The organism is Nostoc sp. ATCC 53789 (genome assembly GCF_009873495.1).
Lineage (GTDB): Bacteria > Cyanobacteriota > Cyanobacteriia > Cyanobacteriales > Nostocaceae > Nostoc > Nostoc muscorum_A.
In genome coordinates, this window is the sequence record NZ_CP046706.1 from 45414 (window position 1) to 70188 (window position 24775).

28 protein-coding genes are annotated in these 24775 nt (G+C 41.6%); 9 read left to right on the plus strand and 19 right to left on the minus strand.

From position 1 onward, the window contains the following. Positions 1–27 precede the first annotated feature (27 nt). The 7 genes from GJB62_RS36835 to GJB62_RS33570 all read right to left on the minus strand — a co-directional run bounded on the left by GJB62_RS36835 (position 28) and on the right by GJB62_RS33570 (position 2510). Positions 28–201 carry a hypothetical protein gene (locus GJB62_RS36835; RefSeq protein ID WP_167756044.1) on the minus strand — a complete coding sequence of 58 codons (174 nt, stop codon included), beginning with the start codon at positions 199–201 and terminating at the stop codon, positions 28–30. A gap of 200 nt (positions 202–401) precedes the next feature. Continuing rightward, the gene (locus GJB62_RS33545) at positions 402–833 is read right to left on the minus strand and encodes a DUF1392 family protein (protein WP_114083304.1); all 432 of its coding nucleotides are present in this window, start codon (positions 831–833) and stop codon (positions 402–404) included. A 2-nt stretch (positions 834–835) separates the two neighbouring features. Continuing rightward, positions 836–1114, minus strand: coding sequence for a hypothetical protein (locus GJB62_RS33550; protein WP_245246319.1), 279 nt, complete (start codon positions 1112–1114; stop codon positions 836–838). A gap of 6 nt (positions 1115–1120) precedes the next feature. Beyond that, entirely contained in the window at positions 1121–1486 is a 366-nt protein-coding gene (locus tag GJB62_RS33555; RefSeq protein ID WP_100902383.1) for a four helix bundle protein, read from the minus strand. A 15-nt stretch (positions 1487–1501) separates the two neighbouring features. After that, positions 1502–1732: a DNA cytosine methyltransferase gene (locus GJB62_RS33560; RefSeq protein WP_245246320.1), complete on the minus strand. Its 231-nt coding sequence runs from the start codon at positions 1730–1732 to the stop codon at positions 1502–1504. Then, positions 1729–2124: an ASCH domain-containing protein gene (locus tag GJB62_RS33565; RefSeq protein WP_114083303.1), complete on the minus strand. Its 396-nt coding sequence runs from the start codon at positions 2122–2124 to the stop codon at positions 1729–1731. The genes GJB62_RS33560 and GJB62_RS33565 overlap by 4 nt, the downstream gene beginning before the upstream one ends. Positions 2125–2129: 5 nt before the next feature. After that, on the minus strand, positions 2130–2510 hold the full coding sequence (locus GJB62_RS33570; protein ID WP_114083302.1) for a hypothetical protein: 381 nt from the start codon (positions 2508–2510) through the stop codon (positions 2130–2132). Positions 2511–2561: 51 nt separating this feature from the next. Here GJB62_RS33570 and GJB62_RS33575 point away from each other — a divergent pair, with 51 nt between their 5' ends. Further along, positions 2562–2966, plus strand: coding sequence for a hypothetical protein (locus tag GJB62_RS33575; protein ID WP_114083301.1), 405 nt, complete (start codon positions 2562–2564; stop codon positions 2964–2966). 15 nt (positions 2967–2981) lie between these two features. On the opposite strand, the gene GJB62_RS33580 is transcribed toward GJB62_RS33575, so the two are convergent. The 3 genes from GJB62_RS33580 to GJB62_RS33590 form a co-directional block, all read right to left on the minus strand. Beyond that, positions 2982–4331: a DnaB-like helicase C-terminal domain-containing protein gene (locus tag GJB62_RS33580; protein ID WP_114083300.1), complete on the minus strand. Its 1350-nt coding sequence runs from the start codon at positions 4329–4331 to the stop codon at positions 2982–2984. A 2-nt stretch (positions 4332–4333) separates the two neighbouring features. Continuing rightward, the gene (locus GJB62_RS33585; protein ID WP_245246321.1) at positions 4334–5785 is read right to left on the minus strand and encodes a helix-turn-helix domain-containing protein; all 1452 of its coding nucleotides are present in this window, start codon (positions 5783–5785) and stop codon (positions 4334–4336) included. Between the two features lie 65 nt (positions 5786–5850). Beyond that, positions 5851–6651 carry a DUF5131 family protein gene (locus GJB62_RS33590; protein ID WP_114083299.1) on the minus strand — a complete coding sequence of 267 codons (801 nt, stop codon included), beginning with the start codon at positions 6649–6651 and terminating at the stop codon, positions 5851–5853. Positions 6652–6691: 40 nt separating this feature from the next. Here GJB62_RS33590 and GJB62_RS33595 point away from each other — a divergent pair, with 40 nt between their 5' ends. Then, complete coding sequence (locus GJB62_RS33595; RefSeq protein WP_114083298.1) at positions 6692–7651, plus strand: cytosolic protein; 960 nt, start codon at positions 6692–6694, stop codon at positions 7649–7651. A gap of 65 nt (positions 7652–7716) precedes the next feature. Here the strand turns inward: GJB62_RS33595 and GJB62_RS33600 are convergent, their stop codons facing one another. The 7 genes from GJB62_RS33600 to GJB62_RS33630 all read right to left on the minus strand — a co-directional run bounded on the left by GJB62_RS33600 (position 7717) and on the right by GJB62_RS33630 (position 12115). Next, a complete protein-coding gene (locus tag GJB62_RS33600) occupies positions 7717–8322 on the minus strand; it encodes an MT-A70 family methyltransferase (RefSeq protein ID WP_114083297.1) in 606 nt (201 codons plus the stop codon). A gap of 18 nt (positions 8323–8340) precedes the next feature. Then, positions 8341–8799, minus strand: coding sequence for a hypothetical protein (locus GJB62_RS33605; RefSeq protein WP_147262532.1), 459 nt, complete (start codon positions 8797–8799; stop codon positions 8341–8343). A gap of 10 nt (positions 8800–8809) precedes the next feature. Next, positions 8810–9106: a VVA0879 family protein gene (locus GJB62_RS33610; protein ID WP_114083295.1), complete on the minus strand. Its 297-nt coding sequence runs from the start codon at positions 9104–9106 to the stop codon at positions 8810–8812. A 2-nt stretch (positions 9107–9108) separates the two neighbouring features. Beyond that, positions 9109–9633 carry a hypothetical protein gene (locus GJB62_RS33615; protein ID WP_114083294.1) on the minus strand — a complete coding sequence of 175 codons (525 nt, stop codon included), beginning with the start codon at positions 9631–9633 and terminating at the stop codon, positions 9109–9111. An 88-nt stretch (positions 9634–9721) separates the two neighbouring features. Continuing rightward, positions 9722–10615 (minus strand): hypothetical protein, encoded by an 894-nt coding sequence (locus tag GJB62_RS33620; protein ID WP_114083293.1) that lies wholly within the window; start codon positions 10613–10615, stop codon positions 9722–9724. 26 nt (positions 10616–10641) lie between these two features. Next, complete coding sequence (locus GJB62_RS33625) at positions 10642–11100, minus strand: DUF1392 domain-containing protein (RefSeq protein WP_114083292.1); 459 nt, start codon at positions 11098–11100, stop codon at positions 10642–10644. Positions 11101–11212: 112 nt separating this feature from the next. Further along, a complete protein-coding gene (locus GJB62_RS33630) occupies positions 11213–12115 on the minus strand; it encodes a hypothetical protein (protein ID WP_114083291.1) in 903 nt (300 codons plus the stop codon). A gap of 224 nt (positions 12116–12339) precedes the next feature. On the opposite strand from GJB62_RS33630, the gene GJB62_RS33635 reads away from it, so the two are divergent. From GJB62_RS33635 to GJB62_RS33665, 7 genes are all read left to right on the plus strand, one after another. After that, a complete protein-coding gene (locus GJB62_RS33635; RefSeq protein ID WP_069070655.1) occupies positions 12340–12609 on the plus strand; it encodes a hypothetical protein in 270 nt (89 codons plus the stop codon). 113 nt (positions 12610–12722) lie between these two features. After that, the gene (locus GJB62_RS33640; protein WP_309472820.1) at positions 12723–13733 is read left to right on the plus strand and encodes a hypothetical protein; all 1011 of its coding nucleotides are present in this window, start codon (positions 12723–12725) and stop codon (positions 13731–13733) included. A 58-nt stretch (positions 13734–13791) separates the two neighbouring features. Next, positions 13792–14376: a DinB family protein gene (locus GJB62_RS33645; protein WP_114083289.1), complete on the plus strand. Its 585-nt coding sequence runs from the start codon at positions 13792–13794 to the stop codon at positions 14374–14376. After that, a complete protein-coding gene (locus tag GJB62_RS33650; protein ID WP_245246323.1) occupies positions 14373–14711 on the plus strand; it encodes a hypothetical protein in 339 nt (112 codons plus the stop codon). Before GJB62_RS33645 ends, GJB62_RS33650 begins: the two co-directional genes overlap by 4 nt. Before the next feature lie 449 nt (positions 14712–15160). After that, the gene (locus GJB62_RS33655) at positions 15161–17476 is read left to right on the plus strand and encodes an NACHT domain-containing protein (protein WP_114083288.1); all 2316 of its coding nucleotides are present in this window, start codon (positions 15161–15163) and stop codon (positions 17474–17476) included. 13 nt (positions 17477–17489) lie between these two features. Next, complete coding sequence (locus tag GJB62_RS33660; RefSeq protein WP_114083287.1) at positions 17490–19109, plus strand: hypothetical protein; 1620 nt, start codon at positions 17490–17492, stop codon at positions 19107–19109. A gap of 364 nt (positions 19110–19473) precedes the next feature. Beyond that, positions 19474–20076, plus strand: coding sequence for a BrxA family protein (locus GJB62_RS33665; RefSeq protein WP_114083286.1), 603 nt, complete (start codon positions 19474–19476; stop codon positions 20074–20076). Here GJB62_RS33665 and brxL read toward each other — a convergent pair. Next, a complete protein-coding gene (gene brxL / locus GJB62_RS33670; RefSeq protein ID WP_114083285.1) occupies positions 20073–22091 on the minus strand; it encodes a protease Lon-related BREX system protein BrxL in 2019 nt (672 codons plus the stop codon). The two genes, GJB62_RS33665 and brxL, sit on opposite strands and share 4 nt — an antisense overlap. 59 nt (positions 22092–22150) lie before the next feature. Next, positions 22151–24718 carry a BREX-1 system phosphatase PglZ type A gene (gene pglZ, locus GJB62_RS33675; protein ID WP_114083284.1) on the minus strand — a complete coding sequence of 856 codons (2568 nt, stop codon included), beginning with the start codon at positions 24716–24718 and terminating at the stop codon, positions 22151–22153. Positions 24719–24775: the final 57 nt, after the last annotated feature.

A 24775-nucleotide genomic window follows, 5' to 3' on the forward strand; every position in this document is an offset into this window, starting at 1 on the left:
TCCAGAGTCTTCCTGAACTCGCTGGTGTCATTCTTCCTGTGCGGCGGTATCCTGGGCTGATGCCTTCCACCACTTCAGGAGTTCAGGAGTTGGCGCGAATAGCGGAAGGTGTTTGCCTTTCCAATTTTTGGGAGGGTACAGCGAGATTGAGATGCCTTCGCCTCGGATTTCGCCACGATAATATGAGGTGTACACCGTCATAATCGCACCCTCTCCAAGTCATAGTCAGTCACTCGTGCGATGGGCGAAGTCCCGCCAAGGGCGATCGCATCTCTGAAAGTAAAAAGCTCATCAAACCAATTCGCAATTCGCAACTCGCAATTCGCAATTGCAGAGGAAATTAGAAATTAAGCCGTTGGGGTGCAAAGCTAACATGCTAATCTTTGATTAAGTGATAAGTTTCAGTTATCAGTAATTTTAATTGCGAATTGCGAATTGGTAATTGCGAATTGTTTTGACATCCATTCGATACTGTAGAACCAAAAATCATTGATTAGTTGGATGCCTTGGACAATCCTTGCTGGTGGCCCGTCGCCATGAAATCGGAACTCGACTAATTCACCCAGTTCAAACACAGGCTTTTCTTTGGTAACTAATTGTAACTTGCCTGTGCCAATAAGTTCACGCCCTAAAACAGTTAGATTATCCTTGCCGGAAACAATCTCATAACTCCAGCCTTTAGCTGACCACTCTACACCGCAACAGTAACCGAAAGATTTGGTGGTAGTGACGTAGACTTCCTCCAACAGGGAAACTTCTAAGGGGGGAATCTCTTTACCCCAAGGTGGTGAAAGATACCAACAAGTTTCTAGATTCGGGACTTGGTTAATCATGGTTATGCCTCCTGACTGGACTTTAGACCACACAAGTAATCAATTCGTTTCCAAGCAATCGCAGCTTGCCGTGGAGAACAACTCAAACCATAAGCACGACGGGCATCATAATTACCCTTGATTCCCTTGGCTACTCCAACGGGAACCCCAGAAGCCACCTCACGAATACCGGGTTCAAAGCTTCGGTCTTCATGAGAGAACCGTACTTGCGTAATCTGATTTCCAATTTGGTCTGCCCAGGGGGTCAAACCAATTCGCAATTCGCAATTCGCAATTCGCAATTAATTTCATTGCTTGATTTTCTCTTTAACTTTTCGAGTAGATGCAACTAAGATTTTTCCAATTTCTCTAGTTTCTTGAAGTAAGGATTCAAACTTGTTTTTATCAACCAATTCTGCCTCGATTAATATTTCTAACCAATATTCAGTCTCTCTTTCTTCTTTAAGCGCAATTTCTAATTTGCTCAGAAAATCTTTATCAGATTGGGCAGATTGAGCTTCTTTAACGTTTGCACCTATAGAAGTACCACTTCGGAGTAACTGTTTTGATAATGTTCGACAAACTCCGGGTTTTTCATCTAAAAAAGTACAAGCTTTAACTATTCTTATTGCCAAAGCTTTCGTTCTATCAGCAATACTAATTTTTTGATTCATTTCTTTTACTCCTAGTTAATAATTGCGAATTGCGAATTGCGAATTGCGAATTGATTCTTGGCAGTGGTAATTGGTGATATCTGCGTGGATTGGAATTCCTGGTTGTTCATGGCGCAATTGTGATTGAGCATAAGGGGAGATTTCAACAAATTGGTAGACTTGGAATTTGTGAGATAGACCTGCGGCTGATATTCCGTGGTGGCAGAGTCCGCCGATGCCGGAGAAAAGAGAAAGGACTGATTTCATGAGGCGAGCGCTTCTCTCACCAAATCATCAGGCACTTCAAAAATCCCCAACCGCCCAATGTAAGGAATCGGTATAATCTCGCGTGGATTCTCCAGCTTCCAGTGGTATTGCTCAGGCATCCCCCAGCCAGATGCAATTTGTGAGAATCGGCAATCAACTATTGTGACTATGCCGATGATTTGACCGCGACGGAGTGAGATTAATTCTGGGATTGCTACATCCATATCTTGACAAAATTCTTTCGCCTCAAAGTACGCTTTTTTGGTACAGGTTTTTGCGGCGTGAATTAGAATATCACCGCGATAATTGATAGGCCAGCCACGGTTTTCTATGTCTTTAAGAGCATAAATTATTGCCCATGCCCAAGGCTGACGAACTGAAAGTGCTTTCATGGGTTTTAAAACTCCAGCAATTGAACATAAGCATCCAACGCTGCAAGTGCCGGGTGCGGATGTGGCTGTGAACGCAGTCCGTTGCAGATTGTGGCGATAGTTCCAATTTCTGTAAAGGTGAAGCTGATACTGGACTGTCGAGCCGCACAGTGATAAATAATCGTTAGTAGCACAAAATTCAACAATTGAATTGTAAGATCACGTCCATTAGCTAAATGTGTTTCTAAATTCTCAGTAATAATTTGGCGACTAGCAGTAAGAGAATTGCACTTTTCAACATCTGGTAAAATTCGGAGCTTGAACTTGTAATCGCGCTCAGTAGATAAACATTCATCAGGGGCAAGAGTTGCCCATTTATGGAAGAGTTGTTGGATAGTTGTACTCATAAAGTCTGTAGTTGTGAGTTTCTGCGAGAATAGAAAGACAAAGGAGGGATTATGACAAACGCTTTTCCGCCGGAAGATATCAGTGCAAGATTTGATAATATTGATACTCGTCTAGAAGAGATAGGTGACGAACTGGATTTGCTGAGGACAGTACAGAATGCTAACAGGCGGGAAACACGAGGAAATTCCCAAACCATTGCAAGGTTGGAGCGTACTATTAGGGAACTGGCTGACATTGCACGCCTCCATCAGGAAGGATTACGCGCTGCTCAAAGAGATGCTGAACGCGATCGCCAAGCCATAAGGGAAGTTGAACTTCAAGCTGACCGCGATCGAGAAGTTTTACTTGCTTCCTTGCTTCAAGCAGAGCGCGACCGTCAAGCTTTTCAAGAAGAAATCCGCCGGATTTGGGAATATTTACGCGATCGCAACGGCGGCAGCAGTACACCCAATTAATTAACTCCATCCCGTTTACCTCGCCAAGTTCAAAAATTTTGAGGTCGATAAATCGCACAACATCGTCGCAGTGCCGAGCTTACCGTAAAGGCGGTTTTTCTCAACAATTAACTCAATAGTGCGATCGCTTGGGTCTTTTGTGTAGACAGCATCGCGGTAAAGCATGATTAACTGGTCACAAACCTCAAAGATTTCGCCAGAATTACGTAACAGATGACGATTAGGGCGTTTATCAGCCGTTGTTTGATTCCCCCGATTGATTTGACAGCCCAAGAAAACAGGGATTTTGTGAGACTTGGCAATGTCCCGAATCTGGCGGGTAATCTTGCCAACTTCAAAAGCCATGTTCCCACCGGACTCCAGAGGAATCTGTTGCAAGTAATCAATAAACACAGCCCCAATAGAACCACCAAATTCGGCAATGGCACGGCGCACCGCAGAAGCAATCATTGTGGTTGTAGGGGAGGAATGCTCATAGACTTTCCAAGGCAACTCCACCATCTGTCCTATACCTTGTGCTATTTGCTCCCAGTAGCATTGCGTATTGGTTTGAATCATAGAAGCGTCTATGCCAGTGATTCGGGCTAGCATTCGGGCATTGAGTTGATTCTTGTCCATTTCTGGAGTTACATACAGAACTGGCTTTCCAAGTTTGGTCATGATTTCGTAAGCGTAAGAAATCATGAAGTGGGTTTTGCCCATGTGGGATTCAGCAGCCACTACAACTAAGCTGCTGGGATAAATGCCACCGGTGATATTTTCGAGGTCGTACCAACCAACTTTGTCGCCGGCCATATTCCCCATCTCCAGCTTTTGAAAAAGTTCAATGCCCATGTCTTGCGCTGAGAAAACCTTGCAGCGTTCATCGCTTTGATTTTGGGTAACGGTGAAAACTTTTGCCTCAGCTTGCCCAAGGACAAGTGGTAGTTCGGTTTCTGTTTCATAGCCGAGGTGGACAATTTCATTGCCCACTTTGATTAGCTGCCGCCGTCGATATTTCTCCATCACCAAATCAGCCAAAGCGTCGATGTTAACGGCTGATACAGTGCGGTCTACCAAAGTTGCTAACTTATTCCTACCACCAACGCGATTGAGCAGATTGTGGTCAGACAACCATGCGGTGACGCTTAGTAAATCTGTGGGTTGGTATGTAGCATGAAGTTGGACTGCGGCTTGATAAATATCTTTGTGGGCGCTGATGTAAAAGGCTTGGGTCACTAAGCGATCGCTGATTCTAGTCATCGCTTCTGGGTCAAGCATAATTCCGCCTAAAATAGCTTCTTCAGCCTCAATGTTTTGTGGAGGCAGACCTGAAACTGGATAGTTAGAGCCAAAAGGAACTACGTTGTCTTGATTAGAGTGCATAATTATGCCCTTAGTGCTAATTTTAACTGCGCTTCAACTTCTCGCAAATTCATGGAAGATGGTTTGGTGTTGCTCGGAACTTTTGGCTCATTTGCTTTGGCTTGAAGTTTTGCCTTTAGCTCCAGCATTTGTGGACTGTGTTGATACCCATTGGATGGAACCCGCTTTGATTGCTCTTGCTGACGGCGCATTTGGTCTTGTGCCAACGCATCTTCAAGCGTGGTGCTAGTGGTGTTGTTTGCTCTGTGAGCCAAAGCAGTGCGCTGTTGAGGTAGGGGCTGTTTTTCTGTTTGCAATGCTTGGTTATAGCGCTGCATCAGGTTCGTCCATCCCCCTTTGGTTTTCTCCCAGGTGTTCATGACTGCGATCGCATGATCTATTTCCTGTCGTGCGGAGCGTTTCGACTTAGTGGCTAATTCTTGTGCTAGGAAATCCACGACTACAGGGTTGAAGTTCTGGTAGAGGTTATTTAGCTTTCGCTCTCCATTGCGCCAAGGTAAAACCCAGCGATTCCACTTGATTGAGTCTCTAACAAGCAAGGGCACACAATCATCACTCATAGCAGTCGGGTCTGTTAGCCAGGCATCAATCAGTTCTTTCACGTTCCGGGCTGTCTTGTAGAAACAGGTTAGTTGCGGCTTATTCGATTGTTCGGATTTGTCGAACGACCCCCCCGCAATAGTTGATCCTCTTGAGGGATTATCGGTTTGTTGCGAAGACTCGGAATTTTTTGACAACGAAGTGGGTTGTTGTGGGGTTGGTTCTTCTGGGGTTGGTTCTCCTAAGCTTGGTTTTTCAAGTTCAATTTCTTCCGTTGTTAAATCAAGTTCTTCTTTTTCACACACACTCTCTTGGGTGGGGGGCGCGGGTGGCGAAGCTAGGGGCGCATCCTTGAGTGGATGGACTTCAATTGGATAATCTTTAACTGGATATACTTTGGGTATTCCCCCACTACTACCCTGGTCTTCCCCGACTACTACCCCTGGTATTCCCCCATTACTACCCTGGTATCCCCCCAATACCACCCCTAGTATTCCTCCACTACTAACGCTATTTTTTCCTCTGATTAAACTTGATTGTTTAGTAGGAGAAATAAACCAGTCGTCAATATCTGTGAGTTGATATAGGTTAGAAGATACTGAACCATTAGACTTGGTTTTGGGCGTTTTAGTGATTAAGTTCCACGAAACCAATTCACTGACTGCTGCGATCGCTTTTTGCCTTAAAGTTTCAGTTGAGGAAGCAGGGAAAGAACCACGAAAACAGGCTTCACCGATAGATTTGTATGAAGGGAAGGCGTTATTATCACAACCGGCTCGACGGCAGAGGTGAGAGTAAACTCGAAATGCCTCCATTGTTAGTGGTAGATCATCCAACTTACTATCGATATAAATATGGCGTTTTCTTCTGCCGTAGTTAGAGCCATCACTTTGCATTTTTTCTGTTAAACTCATATCTATAGACCTCAAAGGGTTTGATTTTCCCCCGCACTGCGCTACAGGCGGGGGTTTTGCTTTATTCACGCATCAAACGGAAATTGTCTAACTTGCAGATGAAGGGGAAACTCTTCAATGTCTCCCCCTTTCTTGTCGCGGGTTTTGAATCGCTGTCCCCGAAATATTGCATTCGCCCCCAACTGTTTCACAAATACGGGTGTTTTCGATTGTTGGCATTGTTGGACAATTGAATTAATCCATTCCATGTGGCATGGTCTGGAATTTGGGCCAGACTCACCACCGACAATTACTAACTGAACATTATTCAAATAGTGAGTGATATCACCCAAATCTTCTAGTAATGGTTCAACTGACCAGAAGCGGATTAAAGCCGGAATTTGAGCAAGAAATTGACTACGTTCTTCTAAAGTGCGGCGATTCTCAATCGAAGTTCCTGGCCAAATATTTAAAGGTAGCTTGTCTAGTCCATGACAGGAGAGCCATTCATCCATAGATGACAGCATGATTTCTGGGCGTTTGGTGAGAATCTGAAATACTTGATTGGGAGCAACGAACATTCCATCTAGCATTTCATGTTGCCACAAACGCGGAACCCATTCACCGAAAACATCAGTCATTGAAGAAACGAAATGCTTCTTAGGTTTCCTTTGGAATCCCCATTTCCGAATAGCTTCTGTATCTAACACTAGCTCTGGTGATTGTCCAGAGTAGGGTTGCTTATTCCCACCAAAGAAAGAATTTTGATTCAGCTTTTCGCTATAGCAATTTTTACATCCTTCTGAGATTTTTTGACACCACCAACCGCCTCCCTTGGCACGGATGATATTATCTGTTAAGTCTGTCCATTCTATGTTTGTTGGCATAAATACCTCTGAAATTTGAAATTAGACAATACATTTGAAAATGGCTAAGAAAACACCTCTTACTGAATACGATTCTCCTTGGAAGCAGATACTACAGTTGTATTTCCAAGATTTCATGTTGTTCTTTTTTCCCCAAGCGCATAGTGAAATTGATTGGAATAGAGGTTTTGAGTTTCTTGATCAGGAGCTACAGCAAGTAGTTCGTGATGCTGAATTAGGAAAACGACTAATTGATAAATTGGTGAAAATCTATCGCATTGGGGGCGAAGAATCTTGGCTGTTGATTCATATAGAAATCCAAAGTCAAGAGGAAACTGATTTTCCTAAACGGATGTTTGTCTACAACTATCGAATTTTTGACCGTTACGATCGCTCTGTTGCTTCATGCGCGATACTGGGGGATGACAACATCAACTGGCGACCATCGCAGTTTGGGTACGATTTGTTTGGTTGTACGGTTGATTTTCAGTTTCCTGTAATCAAGCTGCTAGACTATCAACAAAGGTTGTCGGAGCTAGAAGCCAGTCGTAACCCCTTTGCTACGGTGGTAATGGCTCACTTGGCAGCAGTGCAAACCCGCAGTAATAGGTCGCAAAGGAAACAATCAAAACTGAATTTAGTGCGTCGGTTGTATGAGCAAGGATTTGAACGCGAGGCTGTTGTTAACCTTTTGGCTTTTATTGACTGGATGTTGACGCTACCATTAGATTTAGAGCGAGAATTTCAACGGGAAGTAGAACAATTAGAGGCAGAACAACGTATGCAGTACGTGACATCATTTGAGCGAATTGCCCGAATGGAAGAATTGGTGGAAGCAATAAAATTAGGCTTGGAACTCAAGTTTGGCCCTGAAGCATTAAACCTAGTGCCAGAAATTTCATCGTTGGAAGACGTTGAACTATTAAGAGCAGTGAGAAATGGGATAAAAACAGCAACTACAGTCGATGAATTGCGTCAAATATACCAGTCCTCTACAACTGACAATCTGCCAGAAAATTAGCATTGAAGAATTTAATATTTAGTTTTCTAGGTTCAGTACACTTTAAGTGCTTAAATTAGCTCTAATTAAGCACTTAACGAAGTATCTCCATCATGTTCCTTAACAGGCTGATCAAACTTCAGAGCCTCATCACCCCAGCAATCCCAGCCAACTCTAGACTCGCGTGCGAACATCTCCAGTTTGGTCATATCAGGACACAGCTTTTCTACAAATTCAAAAAACTGTTCGGGCTTACGTGAATGCTCACGACGGGGTGAGTGTAAAATGCTTGACTGGTTTGTGAGTGTCCGTCCAGCAAAAGCCTTCACATTCCCACGAACAGCCAAAGCGCAATGTTCAGTCGAATTCCGCAACCAATGACCGACACCTAGATGTGTTTTAGTGCCATCTTTGGTGACTTTTTCCCAAGTCAAAATAGTCTTGAGTTCAAATCCCCATGTTTGCAAGCATTGAGCCGCTTCGACCATGTGATTATTTGTGTACCAAAGCCAAAGAACTGACCCCGTGCAATCGCTTAAGTCTGGAACAGGCAATGACAGTATTTCTTCTATGTGCATTGGCTTGTAGTTAATACGGTTTCGGTGAGTCTTATCCTGATTTCTCAGCCGATAGAACCAGGGAGGGTCAATCACGATGCACTGGTATTGACCTTCTAATGTTGTTAGTCTCATGTTTAACTCCTGTTATTTTCAAACTTGTTCTGGAAATTCAATGTGGCTTAAAGTCTGAAGTTCAACAGCTAATCCACTTAAGAAATTTTGGAGTTCGACTGTTGCCAATTCTTTGGATATCTTTTTTTCTGATATATAAATAAGTTGCTTATAATGCCCAAAGTAAACTTCTGTACGAGTTAAATTTTGCTCTATATCAGTTAATAGAGTCAAAATAAATCTTCCGAGGTTACAAAAGTAATACTGACGGGTTGCACAAGAAGTATCTCCTTGATGCCAAGTAATATTGATTTTTGAACCAATGTGAGCGCTAATAGATTCAAAATCTACTTGGTAAATATTCAAATCTGCTTGCATTTCTCCACTGTTGTAGTAGCCAACAATGTGTTGCCTGATTCCATCAACTGATAGGCTATCAGGGATATTAATATGGGCAACAGATGCAACTTTTTCAACTACTGTGACTACGACTTCCATATCTTCTGCCTCAAACCCCAAATTCAAAAATCTTACGCCCATCAACATCAACGGGATTAAGTTGAATTAATCCACCTCCCGCATAATTACAAGGGATTTTACGTTTATCCTTGTCATCAAATGATTCTTTACGCACTTCCAGCCATCGCCCCACGCAAGAAAATCCAACGGCGGATTCAGGTGCGCCAGCTTTTTTATAATCCGCAACAGAAGCAATGTGACCACAATATGGGCATTTAAACTTCCATTGCATCTTGTCTTGTCCAAATAGTGTTTCTCCAAGAGTTAGCCACTGTTCTTTATTCATATTTAATCCTCCTCATCTTCTAATTCTTCGTCTTCATGGAAACTTACCCCAAATAATTCATGAATAAAATCTCCTACTTTTTTCCAATCAACTTGGGCTTCAGCTACTTCCGGCATAGGATATTTTTTAGTGATTCTTTTAAAACTAGAAAAATCTTCCCAAGTCCACTCGCCTAACTTATCTGATTCAGTCTCAGTTAGGTAATTTAGGCTAATAATATAATCTTGTACTCTTTCTTTGATTTGTTCTCTGTCGCCAAATTTCCAAAACTCACCAAACCAAGTAATTACTTTTTTTGTGCTGTCTGTTTCTGAAGAGTCTTCCTCCACCTCCTCATCTGAACATTCATCTTCGATGGATTCAAATTCTTGAATAGCAAACAAAGCCATAGCCACACACGCTCTTTCTGCTGGATGTGTAGCTGATTGCATTCGATATGATTCGGGGACTACATAGCCTTGGATCGCGTAGAATTTCTTAGCTAGTTTTTCAATCAATACATCTTTCTGGAAGTAGCCGAGTTCCATATCTTTTCCCCTCAAGGTAAAATTTACCTTTGTTGTAAAAGTCTTAATTCTTGATTACTGGCCGATCGCTGTGCTTGACCAATGACCATCAAGCAGTAACTACAGCTTTCTTACTAGCGAAAGCCCCCGCCTGCCTTAACGCTGCTCCAGGACTGGGATGAGCGAAAAATTCTTCTATAGCTTTGGTCAACCCAGCCGCAACAACCGGATCGTGACAAGCGTAGACGTAGATGGGCTGTTGCACACCGTTAACCAATCGTGTTTCTTGGCGATCGCCTAACTGTGGGTAGAATGTTCTCACCCATGTCCCCAAGTGTCCGCGATAGTGGGAGCCTTTAAGGGGGACTTTCTTGCCCAATTCGCTTTCTGCAAAATTGACCACGCCAAGCCAGCGTTCTTCTGTGGCGGTTAGCAATTTCCTATTATGTTCAGCCAGAAGATTCCCGGCATAGTCTTTAAATTGTTGTTCCATGTACGGGTTGAGTCTGCCACCAGTTAACTCAGCTAAAGTTTTCATTGCCAGGACAAGAGTATGCAATCGCTGTTCAACTGGGGGAAGGGCTGGTGTGGAAGGTTGTTCTTGTGGTTGAGTAGCGGGTTTTGTCCACCCCAATAAATCTTGAATCCAGGCACGAACACCAATGCTTTCAAAAGCTTCACAGGCTAATTTTGCTTGTGCGGTACATCTCTTACCAGCTTCATAGCCGTAATAATGAAGTATGGTTGCTACAGCGACATCGGGAATACCGGACTCAGACCATGATTTAATGTCAGCACCTTCAAAGCCTTTGTAGATAAGCCTTTCAGCCAGTTTAGAGCGAGAAATATCAGCAGCAGTTTTGAGGCTTCTGAGCAATCCAGCATCATTAACATTTGCTAATCTGGCTGCTGCCCGAACACTGGCCTTGCCCTGACCATTAGCGTCGATTTGAATCTCTTGTTTTATTTGTTCGATGATTTCGGCGATTTCAATTTGTGACATAACTTTAGTTGTGTGATTAGAAAAAATTAAACATTTACCCGCACCAAACTTTTTTCACCAACTAATGAGAAACGATTCGATATAGTTGGTGTCTTAATTAACGTTGGCGACATCAATTCAACAAGGTAAAACCAAGAATCATGCACCAGCGCAATCCCCAAAATCAGCCGTTGCTTTGTTCCCTGATCGTGAGAACAGAGCATCACTCTTTCGCCCAGAACGAAGGCAGGTTTTTGCACTTTGATGGCTTCTAATTCTCCAGTCCCGATGATTTGGTTTTGTGTGGCGTGGAGTATTTCATTACGGCAGTCAATTGAATAAATCCAGCACTCATGCTTCCATTGCATACCGCAGCAATAGCCAAATGTTCTGTTGGTTCGTAGGTAAACTCTCTCCAGTAAATTCACCTCAACGGATGGAATTGTTTGTCCCCAAGGAGGGGAAAGATACCAAGTTGTTTGAAGTGCATTAATGTGGTCAATCATGCTTTTCTCCCCTGGAATTAATAACCTAAAAATCTTCGGCAATGTTTGGAGAATAACGCCCAAAAAATACTTAAAAGTGAGCAGCAATTTTCACTGCTGCCCACATGAGGCTTTACGCTGTGACTAATTCTTGAAGAAGAGATCGCACTTCATGGTTGAAAAGCTGTTGTAATTCCTCAGTAGTCAGTTGCTCTAAGGGTCGGGATTGCAAGTGTTTGTGAACTGGTTCAGCCAGTGACACATTCACCATCGACAGCGATCGCACAGCATCAAGCACCGAGTTAGAATACTGCTGTTGGTCTGAATAACCCAGGATTACCCACCAGTCACCCTCAGTGCATCCGACTTGCCCCAGTTTCACGCCGTTGTTGTTGTAAATGCCATCATCAAGAATTTCAAACCCATAATTCTGGCACTCGTTGAAGATATGCGCCATGATTTGGTTTTCGGTCGAAGAGGAAACTTGCGGGGCAGAGGCGCAGAGGGGCAGAGGAGAAAATTGTTGTAAGTTTTTCCCCTCTGCACCCCTGCTCCCCTGCACCTCTGCTTCTTCTTGCACAGGTAATGAGCCATCTTTATAGTGAGTGCAGATGAAGCGATCGCAACGCATTAGAGTGTTGGCACGAAATAATTCTTTCTCGTTTACCATGACTACCCAGCGTTGCGTTAAGTGGTTGTCGTCATGGCTGATGCTGGCTACCAGTTCATCACCAGCGTAATATTCGTGATGGTCAAAAGAGATTTCGACTATTGTGAGGGGTTCAGGAGCGATTGCTTGGGCTTGGTCAGCGATGTAGTTGTCGAGTTCGGCTTGCGCGAGGGCTTGGTTGTCGGGGGCAGCAGGGGTAAGTTTCTGAACCTTGCTTGCTTGATAGTTAACAATGGCGGAAATCCAGGCATCCTTGCAGCGTTTGTCACTTACTTCGACTGTACAAGCGATTTCGCTGTAGATTTGCTTGAGCCGCGCAATGGATTTCAGTTGCAGCTGTTGTGCTGTGTAAATAACGTGAGTCATAATTAAGATTCCCTGTACGAATGTATGGGTTTTTCAAAAGGCGATCGCTTCCAAAGTTTCCGAGGCTAAGGGCGGTTGCCTTTTGTGATAGTTATATTATGCTGTTCTGCTAACTGATTGTCAATATACTGATTAGCGGTTATTCTGTTAATTGATAGCCTGTATGTTGATTGGCTGTTATTCTGTAATCAGATAAGCGTTAATGGAGGTTAATCATTAAAAACGTGTTAGCAGTTTGGATGGAAGCATATATTGATATTTCGCAATGGTGGCCCAAAACAGAAGATGGTAGCCTCTTGTCTGTCTACGCAGTTCATAGGCAGTTTGAGGGTAGCCCGAATGAAGTCACTAGACATACCTTGACTGTCGCCCGTGATGGCAGGCTTAAAAAAGCGGATATCGATAATTTGGTAAAACTAGCAAGGATTTGCTCTGTGCTGTCTGGAGAGTTAGTAACTGTCAATGACATTGTGAAAATTCAAGAGGACTCGTGAAGATGATAATGCTCCACCGAGTTCAATCCCAGAGCATTATTGCCATAACTCACCACATACTTAATCTATTTGTCATTGATTTTGAGCAAATACTATTGAATTAAAGGGGTGGAATGATGGCTAAACCATCTTCTAGGCGTAAAAAAGCCACCTCTGCCGCAGAGATAAATTCAAAATCACTTAGTAACTCTGCAAATGAAGATATCTCTGTTGAGGAAAATCCAGCTACAGCAACAATTACGGTTAGTGCTGTTGAAGTAGAGGAATTGACAGAGGAAGAACAACGTGATCGCTTACACTTGGAAAGAAAAGTGGAGAAAGCGGTTTTTGAAGCAGGGAAGGCGCTGATGGAATTGCGCGATCGCAGGCTCTACCGTTCCACCCATAGCACTTTTGAGGAGTATTGCAAGGACAGGTTTGGATTTCAACGTCGTCATCCTTACAGATTAATCGAAGCTTCTGCTGTGTTTGATAATCTGATGAAAATGTGTCCCAATGGGACACAAACTGAAACTGAAGCTGAATCAAGCGATGCGGAAATTTATTCCAGTGGGACACAAACAGAAAATGACCAAATGTGTCCCATTGGGACACAAATTTTGCCCACGAGTGAACGCCAGGTTAGACCAATAACAAAACTGGAACCTCAACAGCAATGGGAAGTATGGCAGACGGCAGTGGAAGAAGCCGGAGGTAAAGTACCATCTGCTAGAGTTGTAGGCGATGTAGTACAACGGATCATGGAGCGTACCAAAGCACCAAATCCTTATCGTATTGGGGAAGTCTGCCAAATCATTGCCAAAGATAATCCTGATTTACGAGGAAAAGGCGGGAATTGGTGCATCATCAACCATGTAGGCGAATTCAGTTGCACAGTCGCAATGTGGGATGGAGAATACACTGTCAGAATCGATCACTTGAAGCCACTAAATTACTTGGAGTCGGAATGTGAGCAGATGCAGCACATTAGCGATCGCATCAGTAGGTTACGGGAAAACGAGAACTTGGAAGATGCCCCAAGTGCTATGTTGAAGTACCTGGGGGAGTTGAAGCGACCGTATTTGACTGCGGTGGAGGAGAAACTGTTGGGTTTGATTGAGCAGGAATATAGGATTATAGATTAACCGATGATGAATGTTTCAAGTGATTTAACTAAACAAATGTTATGTAGTGCAATTACTTATGAGAACACTTTCACATCATTTTTTGACAATGGCTTACAACAACGGTTGGGCTAATTATCGTTTGTTAAAAGCTTGTAGTTGTTTGAGCCAAGCAGAGTTTGTTGCAACAAGAACAAGTTTCTTTCCTTCAATTAAAGCGACACTGAATCATGTATTGACTGTAGATTGGTATTATATTGATGCTTTGGAGCGCAGCATTAATAACAGACAGCCAAATAGCGAAGCCGAGAAATTTTTTGAGCCAGAAGAGCCTTTTGAGATATGTACAAAGTTACAACAAGCACAACATGAAGCTGACAAGCGTTTAATTGGAGTCACTAAATATCTAACAGATGCAATAATTGATAATCCAGTTGCCATCCCTCGACGCAGTGGGATTCATACCGAACAAATTTCACGACTTCTTGCCCACCTTTTTCAGCATCAGATTCATCATCGTGGGCAGGTACATGCGATGCTAGCCGGAACGCAAGTAAAACCACCACAACTTGATGAGTTCTTTTGTGCCAATGAAGCAGCTTTGCGAGAAGAGGACTTAAGAGAGCTTGGTTTTTCCGAACAAGAAATTTGGGAAAGCAGATGACCCTATGCCAAATCCTAGCCAAGGATAATTCTGAACTCAAGGGGAAAGGCGGCTGTTGGGACATCGTTAATCAGGTGAATGATTTTAGTTGCACTGTCAAAAGCTGGGATGGCGAGTACACCATTGCTTTGCAGCACCTCAAATCTTACAATTACCTGCCTGCCGAATGTCAGCAGATGCAGGTGATTTGCGATCGCCTGGGTCTGGTGTACTCTAGTGCGCTCGAAGAATCTGTGCAGAGTTTTTTGGAGTCGTTGGGGAAGCTGAAGCGGGCTTATTTGACAGATTTGGAAGAGAAAGTGTTGAGTGTTTTGGAGTCGGAATTTAGCGACTAAGGCAGTATAGTATTATCAATAAACATACTATGACTAACAGTTTCGGAGCGAAGGCAATGTCCTTGTGAAGTCATCAAAGTATATCCCCAAGCGTTTACTGAAGTGCGTTCAGCAGATGGAACAAGAGAAAGCGGAGGTTAGGGATGGTGAAACAATGATTTTGAGGCTGTATTTACACAGAATTACGCTAATCCATCAACAAACTGACGCATGGCTAAGTTAGCAAAGCTAAATAACGGGTGATTCGGTAAATAACAAAAGTTTTGTATGAGTTTTTCTTCAGCAAATGATCATGATATATGAAAAATCCAGAAGCAAATTAGTTAAGATTTGCACATTTGATGAAGCTTCTTGGCATTAAAGTGGTAATTTTTAGAATGCTGGCATTATTTTATTTATAACCCTTACATTTATCTTCTAATAATTATTAGTAAAGCACAACTGACTATATGAAAAATTATTTTAGGCTGATTTATAGTTACAGATTAAAGCTCATAACTCTTACTATCCTTTTTCTAATAACTTTTGTTGCTTTAGTTCATGGACAAACTCCTATACCAACTTCAAACTCAAATTTTAAAGCCCAGAATGTAAAAAACAAAGCTGTTTTAATACAAGAAATTAAAGACTATGCAGAACGCCATGTAAAGAATGATAAACCAATGGATACAAGTTTAGTTATAACTTTATATGGAAAAAATCCTTCAGGATTATCAGCTCCAGAAGTAGCCAAAATTTATGAGGATGAGTATGGTAAACAAAAAGACAAAAAAGATAATGATATTTTTGAAAAAATTAAGAATGATATCTTTTTTGGTTTAGGATGGGGCATTGGCCTCGTGTTTTGTATTTTGTACTTTTCAAAAGAAATCTTACAACAATACTTTAACAATCTAATTGATTTATTAATTAATTTTGTTTATCAAAATGTTTCTGGTCTTCCTGTTTTTTCATATTGGTCACTCCGGCGTTATAAAGAAGGATTAATTAATAAACATAACACACTCAAGATTTCATTTAGACCAAATAAACCTTTAGATATGAGGAAAGTTTTTGTTCCTCTTCAATTGAATGAAACATTAGATAAAAATCCAATTGCAGCCAAAAAAGCAATTAGTAAGTATCCTCGTCTATTGATTACTGGTATTCCTGGTGCAGGGAAATCAGTTTTATTAAGATATTTAATCTTATCTTGGGCTGAAGGTAAATTAGATCAAAAATTAAATGAAAAAGTACCTGTTATTTTGGATTTACATCGTTTAAATAAACCTAATTTAAACCAGAAAGATTTACAAGATCAATTGGTTGAAGCTTTTGCTAAAGATGATTTTCCTAATGCTCATAATTTTGTTTCTCAATCGCTAGAAAATGGAACATTACTATTATTTTTAGATGGTTTAGATGAAGTTAATAATAATTTACGTCCTCAAGTTATTAAAGAAATTAAGGATTTACTAGATAAATTTGATAAGTGTAGAGTAGTTATTACTTGCCGAACCGCAGTCTATAATAATGAGTTTGCATCTGAACTTGATCAAACATTAAATCTTATTGATTTTACCGACAAGCAAATACGTAGTTTCTTAGAAGCGTGGAAAGAGCAAATTCCTCCTGAAAAATCTATAGATCAACTAATACAAACTCTACGAGAACGCCCTCAAATTATGTCTTTGGCTCGTAATCCTCTATTATTAACTATAATTGCTTATTTGTACACAGATACTCCTTTCGTTTTACCTCATTCGCGTGCTGAATTCTATCAAAAATCAACCGATATTTTGTTAGATTTTTGGGATAATGCTAAGAACAATCGAAATCAATATAGAGGAAGTGATAAACGTCGAGTTTTACAATTTTTAGCTCTTTTTATTCAAGATAATGCTACTCAAAGTATCACAGATCGCCGTAGCTTAGATTATCCCACCTTATTAGTAGAAATCAAGAGAGTACTACCAACTTTAAACTTAAATGTAGAACAAGCTCAAATAATTTTAGAGGAAATTGAACAACGTAGCGGATTATTACTTAAGATTGATGGTGGTGAACGTTATCAATTCGCTCATTTAAGTTTACAAGAATTTTTTGCTGCTGCTGCTTTATTAGATAAAGGAGATGATTTAGTACAAAAGTTTAGGATAGATCCATTGAATTGGCGAGAAGTAGTTAAACTTTGGTGTGGTTTAGCACTAAATAGTACAAGTGTAATTCATGCTATCTATCAAAGAGATACACTAACAGCTTTTGAGTGTATAGCAGATGCTCAACAAGTAGAACAAGGACTTGCAGATGAAATTATTAATAACTTTAAACAACAACTAGAAAAAGTTAATAATGATGAGAATTTTGCCATTGCTTTTGGTGCGGTAGCAGCAGCAGGTTCTCGTCAAAGAGGAAGGGCTATGTTTGAATTCTTAGAATCAACTTTAAAAACTTCTAATGATTTAGGGCATAAAAAAGCTGCTATTGTTGCTCTATCAAAGACAAATTTACCTCAAGCAGCAGAAATTTTATTTCAATATTATAAGCAACAAAACTTACCTGAAGCTCATAAAGCATTAATCCGTATGGGAGATTTAGCGGCATTTTTATTACAATCTTCGGCAGAAAAAGGCGATGAATTAGCTATGCAAGATTTAGTAGAGATTGGTACACCTTATGCTTATGAAATCTTGAAAAATATTCAAAATAGTTTTGATCTTAAAATAGCGAAAAAAGCAGCTTTATATTTAACTGAACTAACTAATAAACAAACGTATTTTCAATAATTAAGTAAGAATTATGCCTAAACATTATGAGCAATTTCGTTATAGTGACTGGAAGTGGATTGTTGATAACTTTCAACGTGCAGATCAAAGAGAAGATATAGCAAGAGCTGTATGGTTAATTACCCAATGTTCTGCTGATGAGATTGTTATGCACAAGAAACTCGATCCTAGAATAGTAATTCCTTTGTGTGCAATTGAGTTTCAAGATGAGTTTGATTGGCAAAAATTAAAAATATCAAAAAAAGATATAAAGCAAATTGATGAGGAAGATTTTTTAAAATTGCTTAATTATGTTAGCAATAGTACTCGTTGGAAAACCCTTGTTTTATCTCTGGAATATGATTTACAGCGCGAATTAATTTATCGTTTAAGTAATAGTTATCGTCGTTTAAACCGTAATGATTGGCGTTTTTATTTTGCTAATTTAGAATATGAATTTACTAGTAGTTGGCACTATCGCTTAATATTAGCATACACTTTTTTGCTTATTGTATTTTGTATTATCACAATGAATACAATAATTTTAACAAAACATAGTTTTTGGATTTATTCATTTACTGGCTTGGCATTATATATATTAATTGGATTTTGGGTATCTTCATTATTAATTCCTAAATATTTTATCAAGTTTGGACTCTTTGGTTTTTTTACATTTACTCATGAGCTTTATCAGTTATTAAGCAATAAATTAATAAATTCAGATATTGATCTTTTTGTCAATAATATAGTAACTGAGGCTGTAATTGGGACTGTAGCTGGTACTCTAATTTTGGGTATGGGTGCCACTGATGCTAAGGGTACATTTATAGTTGCAGCTACAGTTGCAGCTACGTTTTTAAGCGCAACTATCTTTTCAATTGGGATTGGAGCTTTAATGGGAAAGGTCAGTTGGGGTATGGCTTTAATTATGGCTGTGACTGGAATTTTAATTTTAGCTGGTGCTGGGATTGTAGCTGGCACTGGGACTGTAGCGGGGGCTAGTACTATTGCTTTGGCTGTAAACGTAGCTGTTTTTATAGTTGTGGTTGGGGTTGGTGTTGGTGCTGGGGGTGGAGCTGGGATCAGCGTTGGAAATATAAGATTGGGCATGGCTTTATTTTTGGCTGGAGTTGTGATTATAACTGAAGCTGGAGTATTATTTGGAACCTCGGCTGGGGCTATTACTCTTGCTATAATTGGAATTTTGGTTGTCTTTATACTTGGGGTTGGAGCTTTATTTAGACGTATATCATGGATTTGGGTTATGGCTGTGACTGTGATTGGAACTTTAATTTTAGCTAGAGTTGTAGCTGGAGTTAATACTTTGACTATGGTTGCTGTTAGACTTGGGATTTTGATAGGGGTATTGTTGAGTATTGGAAAATTGTCTTGGTACGGACGCAAATATAATCAAAACTATTTCCAGTATTCTCGTTTTCTCGCTATTTTAACTTTACCTCTATTCTTTTGGTTTCCTATTTTGGTTAGTTTTACAACTATATTTTTTTTACGCTTCCTTTCGTGGCAATATACTTTGTTAGTTTGGCTAATTTCACTAGGACTTGGCACAGTACTATGGTTGTATGGGCAAAATAAAGAACGTCTAGCTAGAAATCCTCTTAAAGATATTTTGCCATTAAATAACTATATATAAATAAAAGCTAATGAAAGATCAAACACCCTGCTAAAGACCGAATATAAGTGGTATCGCTAGAAACTAATTTATGTTATATGCTAACTAATAGCAATAATTAATTAAAAAATTATAATTAATTAAAAAATTTAATAATAAAAATATAAGAGTGAGCGTTTATTGCTTTTGTACAGAAACTAGTATTGATTCAAGCACCACAGGTTGACCGCCTTTGGAAGTATTAAACTCCGAAACCTTGACGAAAATGTAATAGGAGATTTACATAGGAGGGTGCTAACGAGCATTTTCTGAAAAACATTTAAATCCATAACTCACTATCTAGGTTTGAGAAAGGGTTTTGCTTGCCTTCTCTATTGTTTCGATTATGCCTGAAACTGCTTATACTGCTCGTACTAACAATGCTTTTGTTCTAATTGAAACCCTTCGAGTTGCTGAACTGATGTACCAAGGTGCAACCCAGGAAGATATTCGGCAACGGGTATTGGTTGAGGATTTGTTTCAACTGCGCTCTCAAGCTTCCCGTGAGCGGGCGCTGCAAACTATTCTCAAACGTCTTCAGCAAGTCCCAGAGGAATATATTCAATTAATTGCCACTGGTAACCCTGACATCCGCCGATTCACCATATTGTTTCTGATTCTGCGAGAACATCGCCTTCTGCGCGAACTCATTGATGAAGTCCTGCTAGACAAAATTAAGGGTTTTAATTACGTCGTAACGACTGCTGATTTGCGAAGCTTCTTTGAAGGAAAACGAGATCAAAATTCAACTGTGGCTGCATGGTCAAACTCCACCTATAAAAAAGCTGCTAGCAACACTTTACTAGTGCTAGTAAATGCGGGTCTGTTGCAACCCACGTTTCCAAAAGGAAATTATCAAATTCGCTCTGTTCCCGTACCATCAGCTTTACGTCAAAAATTACTTGCTGATGGGCTAAGTTATTACCTGACTCTCATGCTTGATTTTTAATCGACTGCTAACGCTTTAAATACCGCGTCTACGGGGTCAGCGTAAAATGATGTTTGAAATTTAGCAAACAACTCTGGCGGAACACTGGCTAAGTCCACAGCGCTTGCCATTGGTAAGAGGATACGTTTAGCGCCAGCATCAAAAGCTACTTGCAGGCTACCCGCTAGGTTACTGACTGGTGTAATCGTCCCACCAATAGTCATTTCCCCAAATATTGCAAATTGGGTTTGAACACTTCGTTTTAAAGAAGCAGAACATAATGAAACGAACAATGCTAATCCGCTCTCTTGGGGTGCGCCAGATCCTTGCAAGTCTAGTAACTGGAGCAAAAAATCCAAATTACTTGGATGAATGCTACTGCTAACTCTTTGAGCGTTAGCTTTGAAGTAATTCATGGCAATGTTTAAACTGTCCTTCATCTTGCCAGCCGTCGCTACACCAGTGCGTACTAGCTTGCCACTACCGGGTACTGCTTGCAGTTCAAGTTTGAATGCCCCAATTATGCCGCTATCTCCAGTACTGACAAAGTGCAAGTGACCGGGAGTCAGCATTTCCTGACTAATCAAGCTCGAACCACCCTGTTCCGGTACTGAGACAAAATGTTCATCTAGAGTTTCCAAGTCGATGTAACTGAAATGCACATCGTAAAATTCCATTCCACCAATTTTCTTTAATTGTTCTTTCACGCGCCGTCGCACCCGCAGCCCATACACTAGGGCTTCACGCACATCTTCCTTACTAAATGAGCCATCTGGAAAAAGCAGTTTAAGCAGCCCCGATACAGTTTTGCGAACTGCTTGAACATCTCGTTGCTTAAGATTGTTACCTAGTCTGAAGTGGAGGTCTATGGCATCGGCAAAACTGCGTTTACGCATTTCTCGCAGCCATTCTGCTAAGTAATCGACAATGAACCCGTACTGGTTGGTGAAATTCTCTGGGCTAAATTTGGGGATTTCCCAGCCAGGAATATAAGCGTGAAAACGGTCGAAGAAGGCGGTGTCAATCATGGCTTCGGGGAAAGGTGCCAGCAGGTGTGAGGTCTTCACCAAAGATTCCACGCTTTGATTAATGTTGCCGACAAAGACCATAGAAGCATTGGCGGTAATCTCTGCCTTACCGCGTGCAAAAGAACCTGATGCCATGTAATCTTTCATGATTTGTACACCGTCGTTATCATGGAAGCTCATGCCTGCTACTTCATCAAAGGCAACCACGTCAAATAAACCCACTAGTCCCACGCGACGATTTGACATATTGTAGAAAAGATTCGCTACTGTAGTTTTTCCACCAGAAACCAAGATTGAGTTAGGAGAAACTTCTTTGTAGACGTGGGATTTACCTGTAGAACGGGGGCCAAGTTCGCAACAGTTGTAGTTATTTTCACAAAGGGCTACCAAACGGGCAAGTAGATGCCATTTTACATCTTCGCTGACGGTAGTGGGTTCCAGTCCTGTTGACCGAATCAGCAGGTCAATCCATTCGCTGCGGGTAAAAGCTGGGCGACCCGCAAACAATTCATCCATATCCACACTAGGCATTTGGATAGGTTTGAGACTTCCGACAATGAAGGGGCTGGGTTTGGTTCCGGCTTCGTATTCAAGTTGTAAAATACACCAGATACCACCACCCAAAAGCTTTTGGTTGGGTTTGACAATTTCTGGGTCAATGACTACGCCTTTTACACCCAGGTTCATTAAAGTTCCCTGGTAGATGTCATCTCTGTCATTGAGCGTAACCGTTACCCGGTCAATGATGGTAAATCGTCCCAATTCCCGAATTTTAGATTTGATCTGTTCTGCTTCATCAGGACGGACGTAATTCTGTGCCAGGATGTTTTTTACACGAGTAACACCCTCCTCAATGGTGGTTTCGTCGTCGGTCGCGCAGTACATACCGAGTAGGTATTCCAGGACATACACTGGTACGTTAGCACCTTCTTTAATACGTTTAGTCAGGTCTTTACGTACTACCTTTCCAGGGTAAATGCTGTTTAGTTTTTGATTCAGGTCATCCATTTTGGGGCAGGGAGCAGGAGAGAATAATTTGATATCACCGATATTGTGACTATATTGGCTTAGAAATCTCCAAAGTCGTTAGCGATCCCTAAACTAACTGCCCAGGTTTCTCGGAGCAATTCACTCTCATCATCTGCATCCTTAACTATTAAATAGACGTTACTAGGGGGATTAGCGGTAGTTACGGTCAACCTTAAGTTAGTTTCCCGATCGCTCGGATGTGGGCTAGTGCTGCTTAAGTTTGCTCCTCGCACATCTGTTATCGGTGTATTAGTTTGGGGATCGTAGAACGCAACTGTAATTTGACGCGATCGCCATCTCCCCTCAACTGCATCACTTTGTACTAATGTCAATGTAAAACGATTATTCGTTACCCGCCGAACTCTCGCACTTACCTGTACCCCTACTTTCCGGGCTGGGCCTTCGTCTCCTTTAACCGCCCGTTGGTGATGATAGGTGATGACTGGTACGCATACTTCTTGGAGAGATGCCCCACCGTGGACAAACTGCGCTCCTGCACCTTGGACGGCAAAGCGTAAACTACCACGGGGTACGATCGCAACTGTGCCATTTTCTGTATAGGGCAAGCTAAAGTGCAGTAAGGTTGAGTCATTAAACTGTTCTCGTGCTAGCAGGTAGCGGCGTTTGCTTTCCAGTACTACTTCACCACTTGGTAGGGGTCGCTTGTCTGCCTCTTGAATGGGGCGACGTTGGTATAAAAAACCGTGATCTGCGGTGATGATAACGTTTGTACCATTGATAGAATTACAAATTTTCTTTACCAGACGTAGCAGTTCGCTAATTGCGGTTCCGCAAGCTGATAGTACTTGATGTTCGCTGGATGCCTGATCGCCGATCGCATCAATGACGTTGTGATAAATGTAGATTAGGCGATAAGGTTGCACAGCAGCCCGTCCTTCGTCAGTATTCATCTCTAGCAGGTCTTTGGCACTAAGTACTGTAGCTTCTACTCGACTATTTTGGTTTAGTACCTTTTGCCTTGCTAATGCTCCTTTAGTACCAAGCCCATCCAGTCGGACATCATCATCACCTGGTATCAGTTCTAGTTTTGACCCTGGAAGAAGTGCTGCCATACCCAACCGTGTCACGCTGGGTAAAACTCCCAATTGTGCCTCTAGGCTGGTTTCACCCCGAACTTCTTTTTTAATTACCTCTTCGAGTTCGCTGGCGACTTCGTAGCGCAAAGCATCGGAGATAATCACAAATACTTTTTCGCGATCGCTCCGTTCTAAAATTGGGAATACGTGCCTACCAAAAAATCTAGTTTGGGATGCTACGCCCTCCAATTCCCAGTTGTTGTTGCCAAGGGCATCAGACCAAGCTTCTCCTAGACTATCTAGGAACCATTGGGTGTATAGATTTTCCACATCGTCAACTAAACCCTTGAGGATATCCCCTTGGGCATCATCGCTTTTGACGATAAAGTGGCGGTAAGCTTTGTCAAAGGAGTGTAAATCGCTGGCGTAGGCTTTGAAGAGAAGTGGGGCTGGTTGGCGGAATCCTTCTGGATACTGTTGCTTAAATTCCAACAGAGCGATCGCAGCTTCTAATGCTTGATAAATCTTCTCATACTGGGGAAACCAAATCAGGGTATGACGTGCCTGTAACCAAGTTCGCCAAGGTGTCAATTCCGTTATCTGTTGCCCCATTTGCATTTGCAGTGTTTTAACGCAGGTGCGGATTAATACCTTATCCACCACCTCGAAACTCGCTGCTTCAAATAAAACTTCCGGCTCTAAATTCTCTATAGCATCAAATATATGTAATTGTTCTGCTACCTCACTGCTGAGGATCTTCCAACCTAGAGAATCCTGCTGGTCGCGCATCCACTGGTCGATAAAAGCATAAGCCCGTTGTCCAGGAATGATCACTTGGTTTGCTAACTGGGGCGGGATGGTATCGTGCAGAGATTTAGCAAAATGGGTGATTAACAACTGCACGAATAACTTGTTTAAACTGGGGTTTTGCTTAGGAAAGTCCGTGTGTTCTTGGACTACTTCCCAGAAAGCTTCAGAGGAGATAAAACGCTCAATATCAGACCAGAGGGTGTTATCCGACTCTAATAAACCCCCAAGCAGCACCCGCCGAATCAGTGTCCCTGCATCGGGTACTTTTAAACCTGCGAGAACGGAAAGCATAGCCAGGAGTAATCCCCGTTCGTCGCTGTCGGGGGAAATACTCATTGCTTGTAGGGCTTCTGTCCGTTTGCGGCTTTTAAAGAATTTCTCATGTTCCCGGATGACAATTTCCAGACCGCGCGATCGCAATCCTAAATCTGCATATATGAGGGCGGCGGGGTCAGCAGAGAAAGTTAAACCGCTTTTTTGGATGTCTAGAAGCCAGTTTTCTTGGGGTGCAGGTTCGGCAAAGGGGGCGTACAGTAGAAAAGTTTGATTGGGTTGCTCGACCAGCAGGTGATATTTGACAGTAAAGGCAGTATCAGCGAGTTGGAGTTTTTCTACGCCTTCGAGTTGGAGTTCATTGAAGCTGCTCGTAAATTGTTGTTCGGGGTCGTACCAAAACACCACCCTCCGTCCTGGGTGCAACCAACGGGCTGAATCTTGGAAGATGCTTTCTAGGGTGTTTTGGATACGAGCGGTGTTCATAAAGGTAATTTATCCAATAGCCAAAAAAACTAAAAATAAGTTAGTTAAGAATTTACA